Source organism: Carboxylicivirga longa, from assembly GCF_050589825.1.
Taxonomy (GTDB): domain Bacteria; phylum Bacteroidota; class Bacteroidia; order Bacteroidales; family Marinilabiliaceae; genus Carboxylicivirga; species Carboxylicivirga longa.
Genome location: NZ_JBNGOZ010000008.1, coordinates 191,991 through 216,438 on the forward strand (window position 1 = coordinate 191,991; position 24,448 = coordinate 216,438).

Sequence of the window (24,448 nt, forward strand, 5' to 3'; positions counted from 1 at the left end):
AGGAAAGAAGGGGCTTATTTTATATTCCATTAATATCAGCTTATGCCTCCTGCTGTTCTTTTTCGAAGGCTTTCATTAGCTCCACCTGAATTTCGGGTGGCACCTTATCATATTGAGCAAACTCCATGGTATAAAAAGCACGGCCTCCGGTGATACTACTTAGGGATGTTGAGTACTTATTCATCTCCTTCAGGGGCACTTTGGCTTTAATCACCTCAAAGCCCTTTTCGCTGGACATGCCTTCAATCATGGCACGACGTCCTTGTAAATCACTCATCACATCACCCATGCGATCGCTGGGTACCTTCACCTCCACGTTGTAAACAGGTTCCAGAATTTTAGGCCCTGCATTTTTAAAAGCGTCACTAAAGGCATGACGACCGGCCAACTTAAAAGATATCTCGTTAGAATCCACCTGGTGCATCTTACCATCGTACACCCACACACGAATATCGCGCGCATAAGAACCGGTGAGTGGCCCTTCTTCCATCTTTTCCATAATACCTTTTAGAATAGCCGGCATAAAACGAGCATCGATGGCGCCACCAACAATACAGTTGTTGTAAATAAGTTTACCTCCCCAGGGGAGTTTGTGCTCTTCCGAACCTTTCACATTCAACTTAATCTCCTGCCCATCAATCTTCATGGAACCGGGGGTTGGCATATCCTCGTAGAAGGGTTCAATAATCATGTGCACCTCACCAAACTGACCGGAGCCACCTGATTGCTTCTTGTGGCGATAATCGGCACGTGCCACTTTGGTAATGGTTTCACGATAGGGGATTCGGGGCGTCAGGAACTCCACCTCAATCTTATCGTTATGCTCGATGCGCCATTTCATGGTGTTAAGATGGAACTCGCCCATGCCATGCACAATAATCTGTTTCAATTCTTTCGAATACTCAACGCTGATGGTTGGGTCTTCCTCGTGCATGCGCTGCAGGATTTCACCCAGCTTTTCTTCATCGCTCTCGTTGACTGCACGGATGGCCGTGCGATATTTAGGGTTAGGATATTTTATGGCATCAAACATAAAGTCTGTGCCTTTGCTATTTAATGTATGATTGGTATGCGTCTCTTTAAGCTTTACGGTAGCACCAATATCACCGGCCACTAACTTGTCCACCTTATGGCGATTGTTACCGGCTACACAATACAACTGAGCAATGCGCTCCTTGGCCTTACGATTCACATTAATAAGGTCCATGCCTTCCTCTACCTGTCCCGACATCACCTTAAAATAGGACACCTCACCCAGGTGAGGTTCAATACTGGTTTTAAAAACAAATAAGGAAGTGGGGCCATTTACATCGTAAGGCACTTCAGTACCATCGCTGGCGACCGGCACGGGCATCTGCGATACGTTGGGCACCACATTACCCAGAAACTCCATTAAACGACGACCCCCCATATCTTTTTTGGCCGACACACAGAAGACAGGAAACATATCACGGCCGATCAGCCCCTTGCGGATACCCTGTCGCATTTGATCTTCATTAAGTGTTCCCTCTTCAAAATAAAGCTCCATCAAAGATTCATCATTTTCAGCAGCCGCTTCTACCAAGGCATTATGTAACTCATCGGCTCGTTCTTTTTGATCGGCCGGTATATCCAGTATCTGTGGCTCGCCTCCATCGGCACCCCACTGATACATTTTCATCTTCAACACATCGATAACGGCATTAAAGCCAGGACCTACGTTAACAGGATACTGAACAATAACCACCTTGCTACCAAAGGCTTCAGCAGCACTATCCATGGTCTGGTCAAAATTAGCCTTTTCATGATCAAGCTGATTCACAACAAAAATCACGGGCTTATTATATTCCTCCGTATATCGAAACAGGTTTTCGGTACCCACTTCAACTCCCTGCGTAGCATTCAGCACCATCAAGGCCGTATCGGTAACATTTAAAGAGGTAATGGCACCATTTATAAAATCATCTGATCCGGGACAATCGATGATATTGAATTTTTTTTCTAAGTACTCGGTAAACAGTACAGACGAAAAAACCGAGTAACCATATTCATGCTCCACCCGGTTATAATCTGCTACTGTATTCTTACTCTCAACGTCGCCACGACGTTTGATGACACCGCCTTCGTAAAGCATTGCTTCGGCGAGGGTGGTTTTACCCGAGCCGCTACCACCGAGCAGCGCCAGATTTTTTATTTGATCAGCTTGGTAAACTTTCATAAAGCTTAATTTAAGAGTTTGTAATTATTTTAGGTAAAATATGGGTATCTGTAAAATTAGTAATATTTGCATAACATGCAAGTCATTAAGGTCAAACAAAACAGGCATTTCCCTCTTTTTACGGTGCCCACATCTGCTGCCGGTTGAGCAAAGATTGCATGGGGATGAAGCGGCACTCCCCCACCTCTATACAGGCACAAGGTTGAAATTGAAAGCTAATATCCGTAATTTGCTTATTCACCAGTTTAATTGAAATGACCCGACAGAGGCGTCCTGACAGGCTAAATCAAACTTTTACCCCATGTCAATACATTAAAAACCTCGCGCAATGATAATAGAAGGAGAAGCAAAGAAATTAAAGATAATTATCGGCGAGGATGACAGGGTGTATCAACGCCCCTTATTTGAAGCCATCGTTTTCGCTGCCAAAAAATATAAGATGGCAGGTGTCACCGTCACCAAAGGGCTAATATCGTATGGTGCCAACAGCCTGATCAACGACAGTAAAGTTTTTTCACTGTCGCAGGAGACACCAATCATCATTGAATTAGTGGATCGGGAAGAACGCATCAATAGCTTCGCTGAAATTGCGGCCAAGCTGCTGGAAAAGGCCAATGCCGGCGGTATCATTTTCAGCGAATCGGCCGAAGTACTTATCTACCAGCATGCGAAACAGGACAACAACGGATAGCGCAACTCCATATTAATGAAAACAACCCAGGCACAACAGCTTGCTCATATTGCCTATCATAGCTATATTTGGCCTCCCAACATGGTAGATATGATTAAAAAAGCTGTACTCTTCTTCATCCTGTTACTTTCAATTGCACATGCCGGCCAAAGTCAAAAAGTGGCCTCTTCACGCCCCAAGTTGGTGGTGTTCATTTTAGTTGATCAATTGAGCACCGAGCAGATTGTAGCTTTTCGTGATCAGTTTTCCGACAACGGATTTAATCGTCTTATCAACGGGGGAGCTTTCTATCGCAATGCAGCCTACACCTCTGCCTCCAGTTATTTTGGCACTAACCTGGCCACACTGTCAACAGGGTGCCATCCGGCCACTCATGGCATTGTATCCGACTGGTGGTACGACCGGGTGCGCAAAAAAGAAATCAATGCAGCCTACGGCGAAATCAACCCCTTACCCGACACGCCCCGGCAACAACCTTCGGCTCGGCTATTGCAAACATCCACCATTAGCGACGAGCTAAAATGGATGTACAACCAACGGGCACGTATATCAGTCATCGGCATTAACCCCAGCCACCTTGTATGGAGCGGTGGTCATGCACCCGATTACCTCTACCGTGTCAACCCTCACCACGGAGACATACAGCTAATCAGTCCACAAGACAGCAGCCTGAAAGCTCCTGAGTGGGTTCAGCAATTCAATGACAAACAGTTACTGCAAACCTACAGCAGCCGCACCTGGGGACCTCTGAAAGACCTGAGACAGTACCACCAGATGCGATATTTCAGCGATCAACGCGCCAATGCCAAGCCTTTTTTATATACCCTTGATAAACAAGAAGGAGTAGGTGCCTACATTCCGGTTATTCATTCGCCCTATGGAAACAAGCTGATACGCGACTTTGCCATGGCCCAAATTATCAATGAGGAATTGGGAAAAGGGCCGGTTACCGATGTTCTTACCCTGCATTTTACGGCACGCACGGTACATGGTAAACTACAGGGAGGATTCGATGCCGAAACGCAGGACATGCTGATGCGCCTGGATGAGGAGATTGCCAATCTACTGAAAAATATCGACCAGGAGGTGGGTCTGGAAAATACATTAGTAGCTCTTACTTCGGTATCAGCACCGATCAAGCCTATGGAGGATATCATCAAACAGAATATACCCACCGGTTTATTTAGTGGCGATAAAGCAGCCTCACTGGCCAATCTTTTCCTCATGGCCAAATATGGACAAGGCAAATGGGTGATGACCTACAATGACGGTCAGATCTACCTGAATCATGACTTGATCGCCGAGCGAAAAGTTAATCGGGAAGAGATGAAAAAAGAGGCGGCTCGCTTCCTTAGCGACATGCAGGGTGTGACTTATGCCATACCCCTTACACAACTACAATACACCGCAGCTAACATAAGCTCTTATAACAGTCTAAAACACAACTACCATCCTGATCGATCGGGCGACATCGCCATTAAGGTACAGCCGGGCTGGTACGAAGAACTGTCGGATGGACGACGCATCAAGCGCAACTGGAGTGCTGCCTACTTGCCATTGATTTTTTATGGCTGGAAAATTAACCCTCAGGATGTTTATCAGGCCATATCCATGACACGCTTTGCACCAACCGTATGCTCCTTTCTGGAGATCCCTTTTCCCAATGGCTGCGAGGGAGAACCATTGCCCAACCTTATTTATTAAAACATTGTCTAACGGCGCAAAAATCACGGAGCAAGGATAAATCCTTTTCCAGCACATTGCCCACCACCACCAGATCAGCACCGGCCTCAAAAGCCTTCTCAACACCGTCTGTAGTGGTAATACCGCCCCCTACCATCAGGGGTATATCCAGGGCTTCATGCACTTGGGCAATCATAGCCGGCTGAATGGGGGATACTGCTCCACTACCGGCATCCATATAAATGAGTTTCATACCCAGGTATTGACCCGCCAGCGCAGTAGCCACGGCAATATCATTTTTATCCTTCGGTATGGGCTGTGTCTGACTAATGTATTGTACCGATGTGGGTTTACCACCATCCACCAGCAAATAACCCGTAGGTATGGCCTCTATCCCATGGGCTTTGATCAAAGGAGCAGCCGTTACATGGTGACTAATGAGAAATTCGGGATTGCGCCCCGATAGTAAAGACAAAAAAATGATGGCATCCACCTCCTTACAAACCTGCAACGACGATCCGGGATAGAGAATAACCGGCAGATCAATGTGCTTTTTTAGCGCACAAATAAAATCTCCCGTATCCACACTTACCAGACTTCCTCCCACCAATATCAAATCAGGCTTTGCCTCATCCAACAAAGGCTTAAGGCTAGCCATCTGATGCAAGGGAAACTTATCGGGATCGATGAGAAAGGCCAGCTGCTTATGCCCCTTCCGGTAAGGCTTATATATCTGTTCGTAAATCATGATTAATCAATTAGCAATATACCAGGGTATAATCCCCTGTGAACTTATAATAAAGCTTTAAGTTCCTGACTGACTGCTGATGATAAAAAGACGCAGACAACACACCTGCCTCCTTCAGCTCAAAAGGATCAATAACAAACTGCTCCTTAAACACTACACCATAAACATCGTAGTACTTATAGAGCGTCTCTTTGGCCGACCACAGCACGGTCAGATACTCTTTCCTTCTGTCTCCGGGTATATAAGCCACTTCGGCGGGATGAACAAAGCGGGTACTCACCTTTTCAACGCGGGGCGAGCATATTTCAATATCGAGTGCGGTGGGCTGCTCACTAAGGCACACCGCTGCATAGCCTGCCGTGTGCGACATGCTGATATGTCGTCTATCGTTGATCAGCGACGGCTTACCACTGTTGGCATAGCACACTGCCGGATATGCGCTAAGCATCTGCTGAAGGGCTACCCTACAACTCAACCACTCCTTTCGGCGTCGATCGAGCCTAAACATTTCGAGCCGCTGACGATCCTCATCAGACAGATCAATGAGCTTACGTAAATCAGGCAGGCTTTCCTCCATTTCCCATACCGCCACTTGAAGTGGTGGACAATCATCAATCAAGGCATGTAATGGCATGGCGAGTCAGTTATTCCATTGTATCGTTTCCATTAGATGCATCACATCTTCATGGACAAAATTAATTACAGGTGCCAGGCTATCCTGATTGGGTATGGCATTGAAATAAAGGGCACCCCGGATAAAATGATGCAGGCTATCGGTGGCAAAAAACTGTAAGGGCGAAGCTGCTTCTCCCCTAATCTCATAAAGAACACCGGTAACCTTCCGCTCTTCATTGTAAAACATTCGCTCATTAATGGCATCGGCCTTAATGGTGTGCTTATAAGCCAACTTACGGCTATCCTCCATAAGCTCATTGAAATTATTATTCACCGCCTTATAACTGATGTGTATCTGCCCGTCAAAATCAGGAAAAACAACATTCACCCAGTGCTGCTCAGCATTGGCACTTGTGTCGCGCACTACGTGGGCATAATTCGGATAATCAAAGCGAAAGGGATGAGCCTCATTAAAGACCTGATAGCCCCGCTCAGGAAAAGAAATTCGAAAATAACCCCTCGGCTTGGGAGTATGTTGCTGTTTACAGGCCGTAACAATGCACAGCACAGCTATTATCAAGCCCATCCATTTTATTTTGTTTCCTGTCATTCTCATTTCTTTAGCTCAAACTTCACTTTTTTAATCCTTCGATTGTCGGCGGCCACAATGGTAAATATACAATTCTCGTACTTTACCACTTCGTTCTTTTGCGGTATCTCACCACGCAGCTCTAATATAAGACCCGCCAGCGTTTCGGCCTCGCCCCTTACGTCGGCAAACAACTCCTCATCGGTTTCCGTAATCTTATGGAAATCGTTTAACAGCACCTTGGCTTCAAACACCAGTGAGCCATCCGGCAGGCTCGTGAAGAAATCCTCATCATCATCGCGCTCATCACTTATATCGCCCACAATCTCCTCTAATATATCTTCAAGCGTAACAATACCCATTGTTCCGCCATATTCATCCACCACAATAGCCATGTGTATTTTCTGTGCCTGAAACTCCTCCAGCAAGTCATTGATCATCTTTGTTTCCGGCACATAGTAGGCTTTGCGTATCAACTGCTGCCATTCAAAATCATCTCCTTCATCAAGGTGAGAAAGTAAGTCTTTCACATACAAAATACCTTTTACATTATCGGGCGTTTCGTCAAATACCGGAATGCGCGAATAGCCGGAATCAATGATCACCTGCAGCACCTTGTTATAGCCACTCTTTATTTCCACATCAATCACATCAACACGGGCCGTCATAATCTCCGACACATCAATGTTACCAAATTTAACGATGCCCTCCAGAATGTCTTTCTCATCAGAAATATCGCTACCGGTAAGCTCCAGCGCATGCGAAATATCATCCATGGAAAGATTCCCCACTTTTCGGGCAATACGCCGGTTTACCAGATTGGTCGAACGCGTGAGCATAAGGCTTAAAGGCTTCAGAAGGCGCGTAAACCACATAAGCGGATAAGCCATAAAACCAGCGAACTTACGCGAATATTGTGAAGCATACACTTTGGGCAATATCTCGCCAAAAAACAGGATAAGACCCGTGATGAAAATTATTTCAAAAATAAATTTAACGGTGGCGTTCTCCCCAAAATCAACAATGGCTGCCGCAATAAAAGAAGTGAGTATAACGATGGCAACATTCACAAAATTATTACTGATGAGAATGGTTGCCAGCAAGGTTTCTTTGTCTTGCAAATGCCGCAACACCATTCGACTCTTTTTACTATCCTCCTCCTTCAGGCACTGTAAATCTGCAGGTTCGAGGGAGAAAAAAGCAACCTCGGAACCGGAAATCAATGCCGAGAGCAACAAAAGCAATACATTAACTAACAAGGCTATGAGGGTAGCCAGGGTGAATGGTAAAAATTCCAGCCCCTGAGAGCTGGAATGAATTATCTGACTGATACTATCGGTTTCCAATCAAAATATTTTTTAGATCGTCGTAATTAAAATGGCAGGTCATCTGTCTCGTCACCACCCATAAACGAGTCCTCCTGCGGCGGATTAGCCGGTGCCTGACTCTGGGCAGTAGCCTGCTGTGAGGCAGCTCCTACTGCACTTTGAGACGTAGCAGGATTATCAGACTTGCGTCCCAGCAGTTCTATATTATCGGCATAAACCTCAGTCATATATCGTTTCACACCATCCTTATCGTCGTATGAACGAGTGCGTATTTTACCTTCGATATAAAGTGGGGTCCCCTTCTTTACATAGCTTTCTACTATTTTGGCAAGTCCGCGCCAGGCAACTATATTATGCCACTCGGTTCGGTCGGGCACGGTCTGACCATCGCGTGAAGTATAGCCCCTTTCGGTAGTTGCCAGGGGGAAGTTAGCCACCGCGTTATCGTTCTCAAAATACCGCACATCAGGGTCTTTTCCTACATTACCCAACAATATAACTTTATTAACCGACATATCTTAAATATTAAGTTTACAAGTTTAAAATTACAAACTTTAATGTAAAAACAAAAGTAGTTTAATCTTGCTCAAGGCCTATTTTTTCGTTTATAAAATTCGCTATCAGCTGCGAAAACGGGTACTGTTTAAGAGATTCTTTATGGACCAATTGGTAATTGCCACCCAACAAGGGCAGCACTTCTGCACCAGCCGCAAAAAACCGCACATGAATAAGCTGATGTGTTAGCATATGCTTTCTTTCATCCAGCAGAACCAGCTGCTGTTCCTTCATTCCCGGCAATCGCGTTGCAGCCGTATGCCGAACAGTTTCGAGCAAAGGCAGCTGATACAAATTTTTCCAAATATCTTTTTCTTTACGCTGTTCCACATAGATACCTCCCTCTTGCTCAACAAAAAAATAATTGAAATAACGCTTCTTCTGTGTCACCGACTTGTGCTTCACCGGTAGTTTATCAATTTGATGCGCGGTGTAAGCCACACAGCTAAGTACAAAAGGACACTTATCACATAGGGGGTTAGTTGGTTTACACACAGTGGCCCCCAACTCCATCATCGCCTGATTATGCTGCCCTGGCTGTTGTGCATCGAGCAGGTCGGTCGCCACAGCGGCAAACTCCTTCTTCCCCGGACCACTATCGATAGGCGTATCGATGCCTTTATAACGCGCCAAAAAACGATAAACATTACCATCAACGGCGGCATGCGGCAGAGCAAATGCAATGGAGGCAATCGCAGCTGCGGTGTATTCGCCCACTCCTTTTAATCGCAGTATACCTTTATAAGAGTCGGGAAAGTGACCGTTTAATTCCTTCACAATGTAGCGAGCTGCTGCGTGTAAATTACGTGCCCTGGTGTAGTACCCCAAACCCTGCCAAAGACGCAGTACTTCTGCTTCACTAGCCGCTCCTAAGTCATTAACCGTTGGATACTTATCAATAAATCGATGATAATAATCCAATCCCTGCGCCACACGCGTCTGTTGCAGTATCACTTCCGATAACCATATCTTATAGGGATCCACGGTGTTGCGCCAGGGTAACTCACGCTGGTTATTCCTATACCAATGCGACAAAATTAGTGCGAAATCAGTCATTATTAATTTTTTAAGCAAAAGTAAAGCATTTGTTTTTTTTTATTGAGATTTACTCTATCTTTGCAGTCTGAATTTTAGAAAACGACCGTAAATAATTGATAATTAAATAATTTTAAGAAAAAATGACAAAGGCTGATATCGTAAACGAGATTTCAAAAAATACTGGAATTGAAAAGGTTACAGTTCAGAAGACTGTTGAGGCTTTTATGGATACTATCAAGGGTTCTTTGGTTAAAGGTAAGAATGTATACCTGAGAGGTTTTGGTTCTTTTGTTGTTAAAGAGCGTGCCGAAAAAACTGCACGTAACATCTCTAAGAACACAACCATTATTATCCCAGCTCACTTCATCCCTTCGTTCAAGCCTTCTAAGAGCTTTGTAACAAAAGTTAAAAATAACGTAACAAAATAATTATAACCATTTAAAACGTTGAGCCATGCCAAGTGGAAAAAAAAGAAAAAGACATAAGATGGCTACGCACAAGCGTAAAAAAAGATTAAGAAAAAACCGTCATAAGAAGAAGAAGTAATTTCTTTAGTCTTTAAGAATTTGCAAACAGAAAGTAGAACACTTTCTGTTTGTTGTTTGTATTTATATACAACGATCTTTGAAATAAAATTGCGATCTTATAGTGAATGCAGAACTGTTTGTAGATGTCACTCCTGATCATCTTTCATTAGCATTAATGGAAGACAGACGCTTAGTTGAGCTCCGCAAGGAGACCAGCAATGTTCAATTTGCAGTAGGCGATATTTATTTGGGCCGTGTTAAAAAAATTATGCCCGGACTAAATGCCGCCTTTATTGATGTAGGGTACGAGAAAGATGCTTTCTTACATTATCTAGATCTTGGACCACAATTTCGTTCCTTACAGAAATTCCTCAACATTGCACAAGCTAAGAAAGGAGTAGTGTCATTGCACAAGCTTAAACCGGAATCCGACATTAATAAGCACGGAACCATTCCGGAAGTTCTTACAGGAGGCCAGCATGTATTGGTTCAGGTAGCCAAAGAACCAATATCAACCAAAGGCCCACGATTAACATCAGAACTATCGATAGCAGGGCGTAATATTGTACTATTACCATTCTCCGATAAAGTGTCGGTAAGCCAGAAACTCTCTTCGTCCGAAGAAAAAGCCCGACTTAAACGACTTTTGACGAGTATTAAGCCAAAGAATTTCGGAGTCATCATCCGCACCGTTGCCGAAGGTAAGCAGGCAGCCGAACTGGATAAGGAGCTCCGCATGCTGGTTAAACGGTGGGAAGAACACACTTCACGTATTAAAGATGTGAAAGCCCCCGGACTGGTAATGGGTGAAATAGGACGTACCTCAGCGCTATTACGTGATATACTCAATCCGTCATTCAATACGATTTATGTGAATGATGAGGAAGTATACAAGGAGATTAAGGAATATGTGGGATTAATTGCCCCAGACCGTCAAAAAATTGTAAAACATTACAAAGGTGCGGCCGGTATATTTGACCAGTTTCATGTTAACCGACAGGTTAAAGCGCTCTTCGGCAAAACCGTTTCGTTTAAAAGCGGTGCCTACCTGATTATAGAGCACACCGAAGCCCTTCATGTGATAGATGTTAATAGTGGTAACCGTTCCAAATCAGCTTCCAATCAGGAAAACAATGCTTTGGAAGTGAACCTGGCTGCTGCCGATGAAATTGCCCGACAATTGCGTTTACGCGACATGGGTGGCATCATCGTGGTCGATTTTATCGATATGCAAAACAACGAAAACCGTCAAAAGGTATTCGAAAAAATGAAACAGGCCATGGCGTCTGATCGAACCAAACACAACATCTTACCGCTTAGTAAGTTTGGATTGATGCAAATCACACGCCAGCGAGTACGACCTGAGTTGCATATCAAGACCAGCGAAGGATGTCCCACATGTAACGGAACCGGTACCATTGCACCATCATTGTTTTGGGCCGAGAATATCGAGGCTGCTGTAAAAAAAGCTGTGCATGACCTAAAAATGAAGAAATTGACCCTGAATGTACATCCAATGGTGTATGCGTATCTGAAAAAAGGGTTTCCATCACAAGTATTGAAATGGAAATTTGAATATACGCACGGCCTGAAGGTGCTACCTTCCGACTCTCTAGGAATACTGGAGTTCAAGATATTAGATAATGATAAAAATGAGGTTGACCTATCATAGGTCAACCTTTTTTTATTTCTACTGATATAAGTCATGCAAATACATCCCCTTCCCTGTCACCCCCTTCAACACTTCAGGTGTCTTTTATCGTACAATGGTAACGAAACGCTTCGTGCGCAAAATCATACTCTTGGAAGCTACATTAACGTTGCGATAACAAGGTGTGACCAATGCTGTACAAGGTAAATATTGTAACTTTGCAAACATCTACAGATGTAGATACCTGATAGATGAATCAAATCATCCATCAGGGTATTTCTACGGTAACTGAAAACAAATAAAATAAAATGAAAAAAACATTAGCAACACTCGTACTTTTGTTAACGGTTTTATCCGGTAGTATTGCCCAGTTTGAGCAACACATCACCTGGAAATTCTCCACCAACAACCTGGACGATGGAAAGGTTGAGATTGTTTGCGAGGCAAGCATTGACGAAGGATGGCATATTTATTCATCGGTACTGCCCGAAAATACAGCCGTACCCACCAACATCGAAATTGAAGAAAACCCTGCCTACACCGTTCTGGATGGCATCAGTGAAGAACCCACCCCAACCGTTCATTTTGACGAAACCTTTGGGGCCGAGTTACGCTGGTTTGACAATAAGGCGACCTTTAAAAAAGTGGTTCAGCTAAAGCAAGAAGGCGAAGTTACTATTAAAGGCTATATCGAGTCGATGATCTGTAACGACGAAACCTGCATGCCACCCGATATGGTTGACTTTGAACTAACGGTAAACAGCTCATCTCCTGTAGCCGAGAAAGTAAGTGAAACTGAAAGTGAAGATAGCAGCAGCACCGAACAGTCCTATTGGGGCATCTTCTTTCTGGCCTTTGGTGGTGGTTTAGCAGCATTACTTACACCCTGTGTATTTCCAATGATACCCATGACTGTGAGCTTCTTCACCAAAACAAGTTCAAGCAAGGCGGCCGGTATTCGCAACGGCGTGAGCTATGGACTTTCTATCATTGCTATTTATCTGGTTTTGGGTGTTGCCGTAGCCTCCATCTTTGGTGCCAGCGCACTTAACCAATTATCAACCAGTGTGTGGTTTAACCTGTTCTTCTTCTTACTATTGGTTGTATTTGCAGCCTCCTTTTTTGGAGCTTTCGAAATTGTTATGCCCAGCTCATGGGTTAATTTCACCACTAAGAATGAGGATAAGGGCGGATTCCTGGGCATCTTCTTTATGGCCTTTACACTGGCCCTGGTTTCATTTAGTTGCACCGGACCCATCGTAGGCGCCCTCTTGGTAAATGCGGCGCGTGGTGGCCTTATTGGACCCATTGTAGGCATGCTGGGCTTCTCCTCTGCACTGGCATTACCTTTTGCTTTTTTTGCAGCGTTCCCGGGTTATCTTAACTCATTGCCCAAGTCAGGCGGATGGCTCAATTCGGTAAAAGTAATCCTGGGCTTCCTGGAGCTGGCCTTTGCCTTTAAATTTCTATCCATTGCGGACATGACCATGGGCTGGCACATCTTGGAGCGAGAAGTATTTATTGCTATCTGGATTGCTATTTTTGGTGCTATGGGCTTCTATTTCTTAGGAAAAATTCGATTACCACACGATTCACCCATGGAACACATACCGGTATCACGCTTTATGCTAGGTATTGCAACATTAGCTTTCACCATTTACATGATTCCGGGCTTATGGGGAGCTCCTGTTAACCTCATTAGCGGAATGCCCCCTTCGAAAGACTATTCAGAATCGCCATTCGGTGTTGGCTATCAATCACCGGTCACGGGTGGTGGAACAGCTCAATTTACCATGCCCGATGGCATGAACTATGGACCGCAAAACATCCCTGCATTTAAAGATTATGACAAAGCGCTTGCTTACGCCAAGGAAGTTAACAAACCATTACTGCTTGATTTTACAGGTAAAGGATGTACTAACTGCCGCAAAATGGAGGATAAAGTATGGTCCAACCTGGACATTAAAAACATGCTGAGCAACGATTTTATATTAGTATCCTTATATGTAGATGATCGCAAAAAGCTGGATGAACCGTATGTATCCGAATTAACCGGCAAAACAATACGCACGGTAGGGCAAAAATGGGCTGAGTTTCAGATGGAACGTTATCAGCAGCAGGGACAGCCTTACTATGTAATTATCGACGAAGAGGAGACAACATTGAACACTCCAACGGCCTACAACCCGGACATTAAAGCATACAAGAGCTGGCTGCTCGACGGCCTTGAGCAATACAAAAATAATTAAGCGAAATAGTTCGCTATCAAACAAAGCCCTTTCTCATGCAGAAAGGGCTTTTTATTTGACGAGTATTTACTGGCGTTTATGGAGTAAAAATAAGAGTTAATAAAAATATTGTAGGGTCAGTGTTACACAAATCACTAAATAACATAGCTTTAGCGTAATATTTTTGGGACAAACCTTACGCTAATGAAGAAACTTTTACTCCTGCTAAGCTATACCCTGCTTGCTTCTGCGGAACTAATGGCGCAGAATAATGCCGGACAATTATCGGAAGAGCAAATATATCGAAAGGGCAATAAATACAATACCTGGTCGATAACCGTGGGGGCTGGACCGGTTATTTATTATGTGGACGTAATTGACTACACTACATTTCCGAGCAGTAACTGGAAATTTGCACCCACCATCATGATCAGCAAGCAGTTTAACCGTCCCTGGGGACTCGATCTGCAATGGATGCGAGCCAATATGTACGGGCAGAAGAACACCCGCTACTTCGAGGGCGATCTGTACGACATCACGCTAAACGGAACCCTCAATATCAATCAACTGGCCATTTTTGGTCCCATCAGCGACAAATGGAACATCTATGCCAAGCTGGGGATCGGGCTCAGCTACTTTAGAAGCCGACTCTTCCGATTAACCGAAGGCAGTTACACCGATCCTGAGACCGGCGAGATTGAATACCTAAACCCCGGTGATATACTGAAGGTAAAGCATGTGTATGAAACAATCGGTGGCTATCCCACACCCCATGGCTGGACCGATGACGACTATCTGGTAATGGGCTATGAACGACGGGGTGAAGGAGCACCCAATAAAAAGACTAAACGCAACAGTGAAGTGGTGATTCCCTTCGGTGTAGGCGTTAAATATCGTCTCAATAGAAATTTCGATTTAGGGGCTGAGATAATGATGCATCACTTAAATGCCGATAACCTGGATGTTAACCTCACGGGTGCAGACAATGATGGGTACATGATTACTTCGCTGAACCTGACCTATAAACTGGGTAAAAAGAATAAGCGACATGCTGCCTGGACCTACAAGGATTTTAACCTCAATTACCGCCGTCAGCGGGAGCACGACCCCATGGCTCACAAGCTGGATTCCTTAAAACAACAGATCGAATACCTGGCCATGCAAGACTCAGCCAGTGCTGATACCAGTACAATTATAACCGAATCAATTGAGTTTAAGGAAAATATCGCTGCCTCCATCTTTTTCGACTTTGATAAATCAGTCATTACGAAAGAAGCACATATGACACTGGCACAGGTGGCTCAGGCCATGCTTCGCGACCGATCTTTGCGAGTGAAAATAGTAGGATACACTGACGAACGGGGATCGTACGACTATAATATCAAACTCAGCCAGCGTCGTTGCCGGGCAGCCATGAAAGTACTGGTGGATGAATATGCCATTGATGGCGAACGCTTTGAAATTGACTATAAAGGAGAAACTGAGCTCTTATCGGATACCCAAAAGCTGGCCCCCCGCGGCCTTCATCTGGTGAATCGCAGGGTTGATCTATTTGTGATTATCGAGTAGCCTATGAAACGATTAAGAAACATAGCCCTGAGTACAGCTGTGCTGCTCGCCATAACAAACATCGTCAACGCACAGTTTGCCTCCGATCATCGGAATCTGGAAGAATACCAGCGATATTCGCGTGATAAGGTATTCAACACCTGGTCGCTGGCCATTGGCTATGGCCCATTGGTCATGCAAAACGACCTAACTTCCTATGCGGTCTTTCCCGATCGTCACTGGACCTTTGGCCCCATGGTAAAATTATCGAAGCAAATACATCCGGCCTGGGCCTTTGATTTTCAATTAATAAGCAGCGACTTCCACTCGGGTAACGAAACCTTTTACAGTGCTGGTAACCTGTACGATTATTCAATCAATGCCGTCACCTACATTAATCAATGGTTTGCCTATCCCGGTCCAATGCGAGATCGCTGGAATGTATTTCTGAAAATTGGTGCAGGACTAACGGCCTATAGAACACGCGTTCATTATACAGACAACGATGCTGTGGTGCACTATCGCGACTGGGCGCCCCGTAATGCAGAGGCAGGCTATCTTGTTTTGGGCTATGATGCCCATAAGCCCGACCGCAAGGTAGGACGCGTCAGTGAGTTACTTATCCCAATGACGCTTGGCCTACAATACCGTATCAATCGCAATTTTGACATTGGATTTGAAACCTCAATGCGCTGGTCCATCGAAGATAAGCTGGATAACGTGCTGTCGGGTGCCGATAACGATAAATATTGGTACACCAACATACACCTGGCATATAAGCTGGGGAAAAAGAATAAACGACATGCCCGCTGGACACACCGTGGCTATGGATTCAATGTATTTGGCAAGCCCAAGAAAGATCCATTGGCCGATGAAGTGGCAATGCTTGAACAGCAGCTGCAAGACTATGCTTCCACGCGGGTTATTAAAACCGATTCCATCACTATTCGCCACCATGCCCTGCGCATTTACGGCAGCAACCACATGGTATCGGTATACTTTAACGCAGCCAATAATAAGCTGGATACGCGGGATCATATTGAACTGGCCACCATTGCTTTATACATGACTAAACACCCCAATGCAAGAGTGGACATATACGGATACAACGATCATCTTGAAGATGCCACTGAGAATTTAGCCATCAGCCAAAAGCGCTGCGAAGAGGTCCTCTCCTACTTTGTAGATGACCTGGGCATCAATAGAGAGCGCTTCCATCTGTATCCCAAGGGAGAAGACGACCTGTTGATCCAAAAAAGGAAGGGTAAAAACAAAACATTAGACATCATTAACCGGCGTGCCGATGTGGTGGTGATTGAGCCTTAAATGAACTATTTCGCGTTTTGTGATGTTTTTCATGTGCGGCAATGAGTGAACCCTACTAACGGTTTATCCATTAACTTAGCGTGCACCAGGGTACATCATTCATAGTCGGCGAGGTTGTTTTACACTTTAAACGAAAGTATATGATAAGATGCTGGGCACACAACTGCAAAGACATTAGTGACAAAATATTTATCTTCGATATTTTTCAAAAAAAAGGCTTTGTAGATAATGTCGATAATTTTCTTAAATCGGGCAATCTGGGAGAGTCACCGAACGATTGCGAAACCGATGATCAACACAGCTGTATCGATAACGAAGGCTGACAAAACCAAAACCCATGAGACCCAATTCCACGAACAATACCCTGCCCATTGTCTATTACGATGGACAGTGTCATGTTTGTGATGGCTTAATTATATTCCTAAAAAATGTGGGTGCTGAAAACAAGCTGCATCTTATCCCTTTTCAGTTGGTGATGAACGATGTACCCAACGAACTCATGCTCACCGACGGTTCCAGTCACTACATAGCTGATGAAGCCCTGCTTAAACTATTGGCCATTCTTGGTGGTGGGTTTCTATTGATGGCGTGGCTATTAAAAATACTACCAAAGCCATGGCGCCGCAGATGCTACTACTACTTGGCCGGTAATCGCTATCGATTCTTTGGCAAGCGCAGCTGTTCTATCACTTAAGTACAAAGCTAAATTCTATCTGCTTTATAGATCCAAGGTACCCTCTTGTTCAGCCTTATATTTTTTTGCCAGGAGGCTAAGTAGCTTACTGTAGTTTTTGAGTGCCGAATCAGTTTGTTGCGATACCGTCTGATTTTTAAGTTTCATCAGAAAAGCACCATAAATAGCAGTCAGACAGATTTCGATATCGTTGGCCAGGGCATTTCCCGATTTATTATCGAACTCCTGTATACTGGCCGCCATACTATTGTATAAATGCTGATAAGCCACTTCATTGGGCGCTTTCAACAAAGCGTTATGCAAACGATTTACATCATTTAAAGTGTTAATATTAATCTGCAAATGACCTTTCTCGGATTTATTCTCCAAACGCATCATCTCACATAAGTTAGCCCACCAGTCACGTATCTCAAGTAATGTATCCTCTGCTTGTTGATAACCACTAATAATATGCTTATCAATCTGGCCCATATCCAACTTATTGGCACGAATCAAATCCTCTACCTGCCACATATACAAGAGGTATTCAATAATATTTTCCTTCTTCTTTTGTTGCGCTATAATCATAGTCTAAACTTTAAAAATCCCAATCGCCATCCTGTAATTTCTCCAGGTCACGTCTGTCTTTCTTAGTGGGTCGCCCCGTACCCCTATCGCGGTTGGCATTACTGGCCAGCCGGGATAATTCCAGCATCTCCAACTGTTCGGCCGGCGTAATATCCTTCACAAAATCAGGTGTCAGCTTGGCTCCCATGCGTTTCTCGGCAACATCCAACACCTTAAAGCGACGGATGATGGGTGGGATGCGAATATCAATCTCATCGCCCTGATGAATCATGCGCGATGATTTTACCGGCATGCCATTAATGGATACCTTCCCTTTTTTGCAGGCCTCAGCAGCCAGGCTTCGTGTTTTAAACAAACGCACAGCCCACAGGTACTTATCAATTCTTACTCCTGTTGCACTCATCTATTTATTATTAAACTGACTCATGGCTCGGGCAGCACCCACAGTGGCAAAGGCCTTCACCATTTCTTCGGCTACCTTGGTGCGTTCCATCAAATCCACCCACTCTTCATCGCTCCATTTGCCCAATACAAAATCAACTTGCCTACCTTTGGCAAAATCATTACCAATACCAAAGCGTAAGCGCGAATAGGCAGCAGTACCCAGGCTACTTTGTATGCTCTTCAGCCCATTATGACCAGCATCGCTTCCCTTGGTTTTAAGCCGCAAAGTACCAAAAGGCAGTGCCAGATCATCCACAACCACCAAAAGGTTAGAGACAGCTATTTTTTCCTTTTGCAGCCAGTAGTTAATGGCACGACCACTCAGATTCACATAAGTATTGGGCTTCAGCATAATAAAACTGCGCGCCTTGAATTTAAACCGAGCCACAGCACCATAGCGTTCCTCCTCAAAGCGCACGTCATTTCTTTTGGCAATGGCATCCAAAACCTCAAAACCCACGTTGTGACGCGTTTGATCATATTCTTCACCAATGTTTCCTAATCCAACTATCAGGTACTTCATGTCTGCAGGTGTATTATCTTTCTCGCTTTTAAAAAATCGTTTAAAGAGCCTCAGCATTTATATTCCATATTTACCGTTGGGCTAAAATACAAAAACCTCCATAAATAAATATGGAGGTTTCGTATATCATTTGTAATGATTACTCGGCTGACTGCTGAGCAGCACGTGCAGCACGTGTTAAACGTACAGCTACCACAACAGCATTCTTAGCATTTAACAGCTCAAGGTTCTCATATTCCAACTGACCCACTTGCATGGTCTTACCCAGTCCAAGCTTATCAATGTTGATATCCAATGTATCAGGCAGGTTCTTAGCCAGACCGCGTACTTTCAGCTTACGCTTCTCTAACTGCAATTTACCACCAGCCTTCACACCTTCTGCAAAACCATTCAGTTTAACAGGGATTTCGATTACCACAGGCTTGTCTTCTTTCACCTCAAGGAAATCAGCGTGTAACATCTGCTCTTTAACAGGGTGGAACTGCGTATCCTGAAGAATAGTAGGATATACTTTTCCATCAATATTTACATTGATGATGTAAACATTAGGGGTGTAAATCACTTTACGGAACTCAGACTCCTGAGCAGTAAAATGAATGTTTTGCTCACCACCGTAAATAACACAAGGTACTTTACCTTCAGCACGTAGGGCTTTGGTCGATTTCTTACCTAACTCGGCACGTACAGTACCTTTAATTTCAATTGTTTGCATAATTCTTTATTTAAGTGCTACTCAAAATTAACCATGTGTGGTAAATTTCCCATCACACGCTTGCTCTAAAGCGGCTGCAAAGTTAATACTTTAGATCAAGAATTGATTACTTATCGACTGATAATTATATACTTTTTCAATCGTATCGGCAAAAAGCTGCGCCGCCGACAGGACCTTAATCTTATCAGATTGCTGCTTTAATGGAATCGAATCGGTGACATACAATTCAGTCAGCCCTGAATTTTCAATACGCTCGTAAGCAGGACCCGACAACACAGCATGAGTGGTAAATGCGCGAACACTCTTGGCTCCCGCCTCCAGCATCATATCCGCTGCCTTCGTAAGTGTACCGGCAGTATCCACCATATCGTCAACGATAATTACGTTCTTTCCATTCACATCACCAATAATGCGCATCTCATCTACTACATTGGCTTTTGAGCGATGTTTGTGGCAAATCACCATGGGTGTTTCCAAAAATTTAGCGTAGGTATTGGCACGCTTGGTTCCTCCCACGTCAGGTGAAGCAATTACCAGATCGTCCAGATTCATGTGCTTAATATGAGGCACAAAAATAGACGAGGCGTAAAGATGATCCACCGGAATATTAAAGAATCCCTGAATTTGGTCGGCGTGCAAGTCCATGGTGATGACACGATCTACGCCAGCCGCCTGCAACATATCGGCCACCAATTTAGCACCAATGGCAACGCGCGGCTGATCTTTGCGATCCTGACGGGCAAAACCGAAATACGGCATTACGGCCACAATTTTATAGGCTGAGGCACGCTTAGCTGCATCAATCATCATCAACAACTCCATAAGATTATCTGAAGGAGGAAATGTTGACTGGCATAAAAATAAATGAGACCCTCGTACGGTCTCTTCATACATTGTAGTAAATTCACCATCGCTGAAACGCAAGCAGTTAACACTACCTAACTCTCTGCCCGAGCAAAGGCTTATTTTTTCAGCAAGATATTTCGTGCTTGTTCCTGCAAATATCTTAATTGGAGCTTTCGGAGGCATTTAATTTGATGTTTATCAGATTATTTGAATATTGCTTTCTGGCGGCAAAGGTAAGCAAAACGTGCTTTTGTTGCGCGAACAAACTTCATAAAAAAGCCTAATTGCCTTGTTTTTATATTATATCCTTGATTTGTAATTACTTACCATTTTTCATTTAATTCTCCTATAAAATCAAGAAGCGCATCGGCACCCGCACCACTCTTTGAAGAGGTATAAAAGACAGGAGGCAATTCCTCCCAATGCTCGAGCAGTTGCGCTTCGTATTGCTTCATATTAGTAGAATACTGTGACTTGTTCAGTTTGTCAGTTTTGGTAAAAACAAGGGCAATGGGCACGCCATTTTCAATCATTGTATTCATAAATACCAGATCAATATCCTGCATGGGGATACGTGAATCGAGTAAAACAAAAAGACACATCAGATTAGTGCGGCTCGAAATGTAATCGGTAATCAGCTTGCCAAAAGTGGCCCTTACCGTTTTAGATACTTTGGCATAACCAAAGCCCGGTAAATCCACCAGGTACCACAAATTATCAATATCAAAGTGGTTAATAAGCTGTGTTTTGCCGGGCGTAGAGGAGGTTTTTGCCAAGGCCTTACGACCGCATAGCTTATTAATTAATGATGATTTACCCACATTGGAACGACCAATAAAGGCGTATTCGGGGCGATCGGGTTGAGGACACTGACTGGCCTTTGAACTACTTTTATGAAACTGTGCCGATAAAATTTGCATATGCGCTACATTTGCCGCAAAGGTAGGAGCATTTAAGCAAAGTAAAAACATAGATATTCAATAAGTTTTATTGAATATATTAACAATAATCATGAAATAAATATTTTTTGTTATTATTTTAACTTTTTGTTATTTTTGGTGACTTTCGGCGTTTTATAGGGTAATTTGTTAATAATCAAAATTCAACCCGTCATATTTCTTACACTTAGACTATCATCACTGCCCAAAAACTTATAATTTTGCAAAGACGTATTTGTTAATCATCTTATAACATTCACAAATGAGAGTACTTAAATTTGGAGGCACATCTGTTGGTTCGGCACAACGCATGAAAGAGGTGGCAGATATTTTAGCCGACGACCATCAAAAAATAGTGGTGCTATCCGCCATGTCGGGCACTACCAACAGCCTTGTCGAAATTGCAAACTACCTATACCAACAAGATCGCGACAGCGCAACCGCAATTATCAGCACTCTCGAGAAGAAATACGAAAAGGAAGTCAAGACCTTATACAAAAGCGATGACTATCGCAGCAAAGGAATGGAGTTGATTAAGTCACATTTTGACTTTATCAAATCCTATACTATCGATATGTTTACCGTATTTGAAGAAAAGGCCATTCTTGCCCAGGGCGAGCTCATATCAACGGCTTTATTTCACTATTACCTTGAAGAGAACGGTACTGATTCGGCCCTGTTGCCCGCCCTTGACTTCATGCGCACCGATAAGAATAACGAACCGGATGCGGAATATATCAGGGAGAATCTGAAAAAGGTGATGGCAGCTCAACCCAATCACAAAATTTATATCACTCAAGGCTATATATGTCGCAACGCCTTTGGCGAAATTGACAACCTTCAACGGGGCGGTAGTGACTATTCAGCATCACTGATTGGTGCCGCTGCGAAGGCTGAAGAAATACAGATATGGACCGACATTACCGGGATGCACAACAACGATCCGCGTTATGTGGAGCACACAGAATGTATCTCTGAACTTTCCTTTGACGAAGCAGCCGAGCTGGCTTATTTTGGTGCCAAGATTCTGCACCCAACCAGTGTATTACCTGCCAAATTAGCCAATATACCGGTGCATTTACTAAATACGATGGAGCCCAAGGCCCAAGGCACTATGATCACCTCCAAACAACATAAGGAGCGCATGGCTGCCGTGGCTGCCAAAGATGGCATCACCGCCATTAAAATAAAGTCGGGCCGAATGTTACTGGCATACGGCTTCCTGCGTAAAGTATTTGAAATATTCGAAAGTTATAAAACCCCCATTGACATGATTACCACTTCGGAGGTAGGCGTGTCAGTCACTATCGATGATAACAAACACCTGAACGAGATCGTTAGCGACCTAAAAAAATATGGTACCGTAGAAGTAGATCGCGACCAGGTAATCGTTTGTGTAGTAGGCGATCTGGTGGCCGAGAACAAGGGTTATGCCAACACCATATTTAATGCCATAAAAGATATTCCAATCCGCATGATTTCCTACGGTGGAAGCAACTACAACCTGTCGCTATTAATTGCTGCACAGGATAAAAAGGAGGCTCTAAATCGATTAAGTGATAAACTTTTTAATAAGGTAAATAATGAACTTTAGTTTCCCCGACACTCCGGATAACTTGCAAACGCCCTGTTACTACTACGACATGGCTCTGTTAAACGAAACGCTTAAAACCGTTAAACAGGAAGCGGGCAAATACGGTTTCAGAGTACACTATGCGGTAAAGGCCAATGCCAACGACCGCATTTTAGAAGCCATTAAAACGGCAGGGTTTGGCGCCGACTGCGTGAGTGGCAACGAAGTAAAAAAGGCACTGGACACAGGTTTTGATGTCAAGGGCGTTGTCTTTGCCGGGGTTGGCAAAGCCGATTGGGAAATTAATCTGGGGCTGGACAATGACATTGCCTGTTTCAACGTAGAGTCAATTCCTGAGCTGGAGATCATTGACGAGCTGGCGGGTAAAAAAGGTAAAATTGCAAAAGTAGCACTCCGCATCAACCCAAATGTGAATGCCAACACGCACCATTACATCACCACCGGGCTGGAAGAAAACAAATTCGGCATTAACCAGTGGGATTTAGAAGCTGTGGTGACAGTGCTGAAACAGCTTAAAAATGTAAGCCTCGAAGGCATTCACTTCCACATAGGCTCGCAAATAATGGATCTGCTGTCTTTCAAAGACCTGTGCCTACGTGTAAATGAACTACAAAAATGGTTCATCGACCAACAACTGTTTCCAAGGGTTGTGAACGTGGGAGGTGGCCTGGGCATCGATTATGAACAACCCGATAGAAACTCCATACCCGACTTTGAAAATTTCTTCAAACTATTTGATGAATGCCTGGACTTAAAGCCTGGCCAGGAGTTGCATTTTGAGTTAGGACGCTCCATGGTAGGACAGTGTGGCAGCTTGCTCAGTCGCGTACTCTATGTAAAAAATGGTGTTAACACTAAATTTGCCATTGTAGATGCCGGCATGAGTGATCTGATACGTCCTGCCCTGTATCAGGCCTATCACAAAATTGAGAACCTAAGCAGCCGGGAAGCCATTGAGAAATATGATGTGGTAGGACCCATCTGTGAGTCCAGCGATTGCTTTGGGAAGGCCGTTGATCTGCCACATACCAAGCGGGGAGATATCATAGCGATTCGATCGGCCGGTGCTTATGGAGAAATTATGGCCAACCGCTACAACCTGCGTGAGCTACCCAAGGCCTATTATTCTGATAGAACTTAATATAGGGCACAAGGTAAATCCATTTAAAGCTAAATAAACCCCTCTGCCTAAAATTAGGAAGAAGAAGGATTGATGCCGGAAATATCGGAAGTAAGGCAAAGTAAAAATTAAAAGAGGCTAATCTGTCAGATTAGCCTCTTTTAATTTATTATGTACATGTTTAGCATGGTCAAGCATGCGCCTATGCTTAAATAGGCACTTTCAGAAGTGATACTTATGAAGAACAATATATGAGGTTAATCTTTGTTGATTAGCCTTTTTGTTT

At 44.0% G+C, this 24,448-nt stretch carries 24 protein-coding genes; 11 read left to right on the top strand and 13 right to left on the bottom strand.

Features of this window, described 5'->3' with window-relative positions:
- Positions 1 to 40 precede the first annotated feature (40 nt).
- Positions 41 to 2,197, bottom strand: a complete 2,157-nt coding sequence (locus tag ACRD7A_RS09300) for an elongation factor G (RefSeq protein WP_430810552.1) — start codon at positions 2,195 to 2,197, stop codon at positions 41 to 43.
- A gap of 328 nt (positions 2,198 to 2,525) precedes the next feature.
- Between ACRD7A_RS09300 and ACRD7A_RS09305 the strand changes: the two genes are divergently transcribed.
- Both ACRD7A_RS09305 and ACRD7A_RS09310 read left to right on the top strand, forming a co-directional pair.
- Positions 2,526 to 2,888, top strand: a complete 363-nt coding sequence (locus tag ACRD7A_RS09305) for a DUF190 domain-containing protein (protein ID WP_430810551.1) — start codon at positions 2,526 to 2,528, stop codon at positions 2,886 to 2,888.
- Positions 2,889 to 2,903: 15 nt separating this feature from the next.
- Complete coding sequence (locus ACRD7A_RS09310) at positions 2,904 to 4,592, top strand: alkaline phosphatase family protein (protein WP_430810550.1); 1,689 nt, start codon at positions 2,904 to 2,906, stop codon at positions 4,590 to 4,592.
- On the opposite strand, the gene ACRD7A_RS09315 is transcribed toward ACRD7A_RS09310, so the two are convergent.
- From ACRD7A_RS09315 to mutY, 6 genes are all read right to left on the bottom strand, one after another.
- Positions 4,582 to 5,319 (bottom strand): phosphoglycerol geranylgeranyltransferase, encoded by a 738-nt coding sequence (locus ACRD7A_RS09315; protein WP_430810549.1) that lies wholly within the window; start codon positions 5,317 to 5,319, stop codon positions 4,582 to 4,584. The genes ACRD7A_RS09310 and ACRD7A_RS09315 overlap by 11 nt on opposite strands.
- 10 nt (positions 5,320 to 5,329) lie before the next feature.
- Positions 5,330 to 5,953, bottom strand: coding sequence for a 4'-phosphopantetheinyl transferase superfamily protein (locus ACRD7A_RS09320; protein WP_430810548.1), 624 nt, complete (start codon positions 5,951 to 5,953; stop codon positions 5,330 to 5,332).
- A 6-nt stretch (positions 5,954 to 5,959) separates the two neighbouring features.
- The gene (gene gldD / locus ACRD7A_RS09325) at positions 5,960 to 6,544 is read right to left on the bottom strand and encodes a gliding motility lipoprotein GldD (protein WP_430810547.1); all 585 of its coding nucleotides are present in this window, start codon (positions 6,542 to 6,544) and stop codon (positions 5,960 to 5,962) included.
- 2 nt (positions 6,545 to 6,546) lie between these two features.
- Positions 6,547 to 7,869, bottom strand: coding sequence for a gliding motility-associated protein GldE (gene gldE / locus ACRD7A_RS09330; protein WP_430810546.1), 1,323 nt, complete (start codon positions 7,867 to 7,869; stop codon positions 6,547 to 6,549).
- Positions 7,870 to 7,895: 26 nt separating this feature from the next.
- Positions 7,896 to 8,366, bottom strand: coding sequence for a single-stranded DNA-binding protein (locus tag ACRD7A_RS09335; protein WP_430810545.1), 471 nt, complete (start codon positions 8,364 to 8,366; stop codon positions 7,896 to 7,898).
- Between the two features lie 61 nt (positions 8,367 to 8,427).
- The gene (gene mutY, locus ACRD7A_RS09340) at positions 8,428 to 9,462 is read right to left on the bottom strand and encodes an A/G-specific adenine glycosylase (RefSeq protein ID WP_430810544.1); all 1,035 of its coding nucleotides are present in this window, start codon (positions 9,460 to 9,462) and stop codon (positions 8,428 to 8,430) included.
- A 122-nt stretch (positions 9,463 to 9,584) separates the two neighbouring features.
- Between mutY and ACRD7A_RS09345 the strand changes: the two genes are divergently transcribed.
- The 7 genes from ACRD7A_RS09345 to ACRD7A_RS09375 all read left to right on the top strand — a co-directional run bounded on the left by ACRD7A_RS09345 (position 9,585) and on the right by ACRD7A_RS09375 (position 17,418).
- Positions 9,585 to 9,872 (top strand): HU family DNA-binding protein, encoded by a 288-nt coding sequence (locus tag ACRD7A_RS09345; protein WP_430810543.1) that lies wholly within the window; start codon positions 9,585 to 9,587, stop codon positions 9,870 to 9,872.
- A 220-nt stretch (positions 9,873 to 10,092) separates the two neighbouring features.
- On the top strand, positions 10,093 to 11,643 hold the full coding sequence (locus ACRD7A_RS09350) for an Rne/Rng family ribonuclease (RefSeq protein ID WP_430810542.1): 1,551 nt from the start codon (positions 10,093 to 10,095) through the stop codon (positions 11,641 to 11,643).
- Between the two features lie 287 nt (positions 11,644 to 11,930).
- A complete protein-coding gene (locus ACRD7A_RS09355) occupies positions 11,931 to 13,871 on the top strand; it encodes a protein-disulfide reductase DsbD family protein (RefSeq protein WP_430810541.1) in 1,941 nt (646 codons plus the stop codon).
- A 183-nt stretch (positions 13,872 to 14,054) separates the two neighbouring features.
- Positions 14,055 to 15,419: an OmpA family protein gene (locus tag ACRD7A_RS09360; protein WP_430810540.1), complete on the top strand. Its 1,365-nt coding sequence runs from the start codon at positions 14,055 to 14,057 to the stop codon at positions 15,417 to 15,419.
- Between the two features lie 3 nt (positions 15,420 to 15,422).
- Positions 15,423 to 16,724 (top strand): OmpA family protein, encoded by a 1,302-nt coding sequence (locus ACRD7A_RS09365; RefSeq protein ID WP_430810539.1) that lies wholly within the window; start codon positions 15,423 to 15,425, stop codon positions 16,722 to 16,724.
- 140 nt (positions 16,725 to 16,864) lie between these two features.
- Positions 16,865 to 17,047, top strand: coding sequence for a hypothetical protein (locus ACRD7A_RS09370; RefSeq protein WP_430810538.1), 183 nt, complete (start codon positions 16,865 to 16,867; stop codon positions 17,045 to 17,047).
- Positions 17,048 to 17,061: 14 nt separating this feature from the next.
- Positions 17,062 to 17,418, top strand: coding sequence for a thiol-disulfide oxidoreductase DCC family protein (locus ACRD7A_RS09375; protein WP_430810537.1), 357 nt, complete (start codon positions 17,062 to 17,064; stop codon positions 17,416 to 17,418).
- Positions 17,419 to 17,442: 24 nt separating this feature from the next.
- On the opposite strand, the gene ACRD7A_RS09380 is transcribed toward ACRD7A_RS09375, so the two are convergent.
- From ACRD7A_RS09380 to yihA, 6 genes are all read right to left on the bottom strand, one after another.
- Entirely contained in the window at positions 17,443 to 17,985 is a 543-nt protein-coding gene (locus ACRD7A_RS09380) for a DUF4924 family protein (RefSeq protein ID WP_430810536.1), read from the bottom strand.
- 10 nt (positions 17,986 to 17,995) lie between these two features.
- Positions 17,996 to 18,388: an RNA-binding S4 domain-containing protein gene (locus ACRD7A_RS09385; RefSeq protein WP_430810535.1), complete on the bottom strand. Its 393-nt coding sequence runs from the start codon at positions 18,386 to 18,388 to the stop codon at positions 17,996 to 17,998.
- Positions 18,389 to 18,952, bottom strand: a complete 564-nt coding sequence (gene pth / locus ACRD7A_RS09390; RefSeq protein ID WP_430810534.1) for an aminoacyl-tRNA hydrolase — start codon at positions 18,950 to 18,952, stop codon at positions 18,389 to 18,391.
- A 139-nt stretch (positions 18,953 to 19,091) separates the two neighbouring features.
- Positions 19,092 to 19,664 (bottom strand): 50S ribosomal protein L25/general stress protein Ctc, encoded by a 573-nt coding sequence (locus ACRD7A_RS09395; protein WP_430810533.1) that lies wholly within the window; start codon positions 19,662 to 19,664, stop codon positions 19,092 to 19,094.
- A gap of 90 nt (positions 19,665 to 19,754) precedes the next feature.
- Positions 19,755 to 20,693, bottom strand: a complete 939-nt coding sequence (locus tag ACRD7A_RS09400; RefSeq protein ID WP_430810532.1) for a ribose-phosphate pyrophosphokinase — start codon at positions 20,691 to 20,693, stop codon at positions 19,755 to 19,757.
- 140 nt (positions 20,694 to 20,833) lie between these two features.
- Complete coding sequence (yihA, locus tag ACRD7A_RS09405; protein WP_430810531.1) at positions 20,834 to 21,430, bottom strand: ribosome biogenesis GTP-binding protein YihA/YsxC; 597 nt, start codon at positions 21,428 to 21,430, stop codon at positions 20,834 to 20,836.
- 280 nt (positions 21,431 to 21,710) lie between these two features.
- Between yihA and ACRD7A_RS09410 the strand changes: the two genes are divergently transcribed.
- Positions 21,711 to 23,042, top strand: coding sequence for an aspartate kinase (locus tag ACRD7A_RS09410; RefSeq protein WP_430810530.1), 1,332 nt, complete (start codon positions 21,711 to 21,713; stop codon positions 23,040 to 23,042).
- A complete protein-coding gene (gene lysA, locus ACRD7A_RS09415) occupies positions 23,032 to 24,183 on the top strand; it encodes a diaminopimelate decarboxylase (RefSeq protein ID WP_430810529.1) in 1,152 nt (383 codons plus the stop codon). The genes ACRD7A_RS09410 and lysA overlap by 11 nt, the downstream gene beginning before the upstream one ends.
- The last annotated feature ends 265 nt before the right edge of the window (positions 24,184 to 24,448 follow it).

What these genes read in the sequence shown, in the direction of transcription:
- ACRD7A_RS09300 (WP_430810552.1), bottom strand. Translation starts at nt 2,197, where the DNA reads ATGAAAGTTTACCAAGCTGATCAAATAAAAAATCTGGCGCTGCTCGGT.
- ACRD7A_RS09305 (WP_430810551.1), top strand. Translation starts at nt 2,526, where the DNA reads ATGATAATAGAAGGAGAAGCAAAGAAATTAAAGATAATTATCGGCGAG.
- ACRD7A_RS09310 (WP_430810550.1), top strand. Translation starts at nt 2,904, where the DNA reads ATGAAAACAACCCAGGCACAACAGCTTGCTCATATTGCCTATCATAGC.
- ACRD7A_RS09315 (WP_430810549.1), bottom strand. Translation starts at nt 5,319, where the DNA reads ATGATTTACGAACAGATATATAAGCCTTACCGGAAGGGGCATAAGCAG.
- ACRD7A_RS09320 (WP_430810548.1), bottom strand. Translation starts at nt 5,953, where the DNA reads ATGCCATTACATGCCTTGATTGATGATTGTCCACCACTTCAAGTGGCG.
- gldD (WP_430810547.1), bottom strand. Translation starts at nt 6,544, where the DNA reads ATGACAGGAAACAAAATAAAATGGATGGGCTTGATAATAGCTGTGCTG.
- ACRD7A_RS09335 (WP_430810545.1), bottom strand. Translation starts at nt 8,366, where the DNA reads ATGTCGGTTAATAAAGTTATATTGTTGGGTAATGTAGGAAAAGACCCT.
- mutY (WP_430810544.1), bottom strand. Translation starts at nt 9,462, where the DNA reads ATGACTGATTTCGCACTAATTTTGTCGCATTGGTATAGGAATAACCAG.
- ACRD7A_RS09345 (WP_430810543.1), top strand. Translation starts at nt 9,585, where the DNA reads ATGACAAAGGCTGATATCGTAAACGAGATTTCAAAAAATACTGGAATT.
- ACRD7A_RS09355 (WP_430810541.1), top strand. Translation starts at nt 11,931, where the DNA reads ATGAAAAAAACATTAGCAACACTCGTACTTTTGTTAACGGTTTTATCC.
- ACRD7A_RS09360 (WP_430810540.1), top strand. Translation starts at nt 14,055, where the DNA reads ATGAAGAAACTTTTACTCCTGCTAAGCTATACCCTGCTTGCTTCTGCG.
- ACRD7A_RS09365 (WP_430810539.1), top strand. Translation starts at nt 15,423, where the DNA reads ATGAAACGATTAAGAAACATAGCCCTGAGTACAGCTGTGCTGCTCGCC.
- ACRD7A_RS09370 (WP_430810538.1), top strand. Translation starts at nt 16,865, where the DNA reads ATGATAAGATGCTGGGCACACAACTGCAAAGACATTAGTGACAAAATA.
- ACRD7A_RS09375 (WP_430810537.1), top strand. Translation starts at nt 17,062, where the DNA reads ATGAGACCCAATTCCACGAACAATACCCTGCCCATTGTCTATTACGAT.
- ACRD7A_RS09380 (WP_430810536.1), bottom strand. Translation starts at nt 17,985, where the DNA reads ATGATTATAGCGCAACAAAAGAAGAAGGAAAATATTATTGAATACCTC.
- ACRD7A_RS09385 (WP_430810535.1), bottom strand. Translation starts at nt 18,388, where the DNA reads ATGAGTGCAACAGGAGTAAGAATTGATAAGTACCTGTGGGCTGTGCGT.
- pth (WP_430810534.1), bottom strand. Translation starts at nt 18,952, where the DNA reads ATGAAGTACCTGATAGTTGGATTAGGAAACATTGGTGAAGAATATGAT.
- ACRD7A_RS09395 (WP_430810533.1), bottom strand. Translation starts at nt 19,664, where the DNA reads ATGCAAACAATTGAAATTAAAGGTACTGTACGTGCCGAGTTAGGTAAG.
- ACRD7A_RS09400 (WP_430810532.1), bottom strand. Translation starts at nt 20,693, where the DNA reads ATGCCTCCGAAAGCTCCAATTAAGATATTTGCAGGAACAAGCACGAAA.
- yihA (WP_430810531.1), bottom strand. Translation starts at nt 21,430, where the DNA reads ATGCAAATTTTATCGGCACAGTTTCATAAAAGTAGTTCAAAGGCCAGT.
- ACRD7A_RS09410 (WP_430810530.1), top strand. Translation starts at nt 21,711, where the DNA reads ATGAGAGTACTTAAATTTGGAGGCACATCTGTTGGTTCGGCACAACGC.
- lysA (WP_430810529.1), top strand. Translation starts at nt 23,032, where the DNA reads ATGAACTTTAGTTTCCCCGACACTCCGGATAACTTGCAAACGCCCTGT.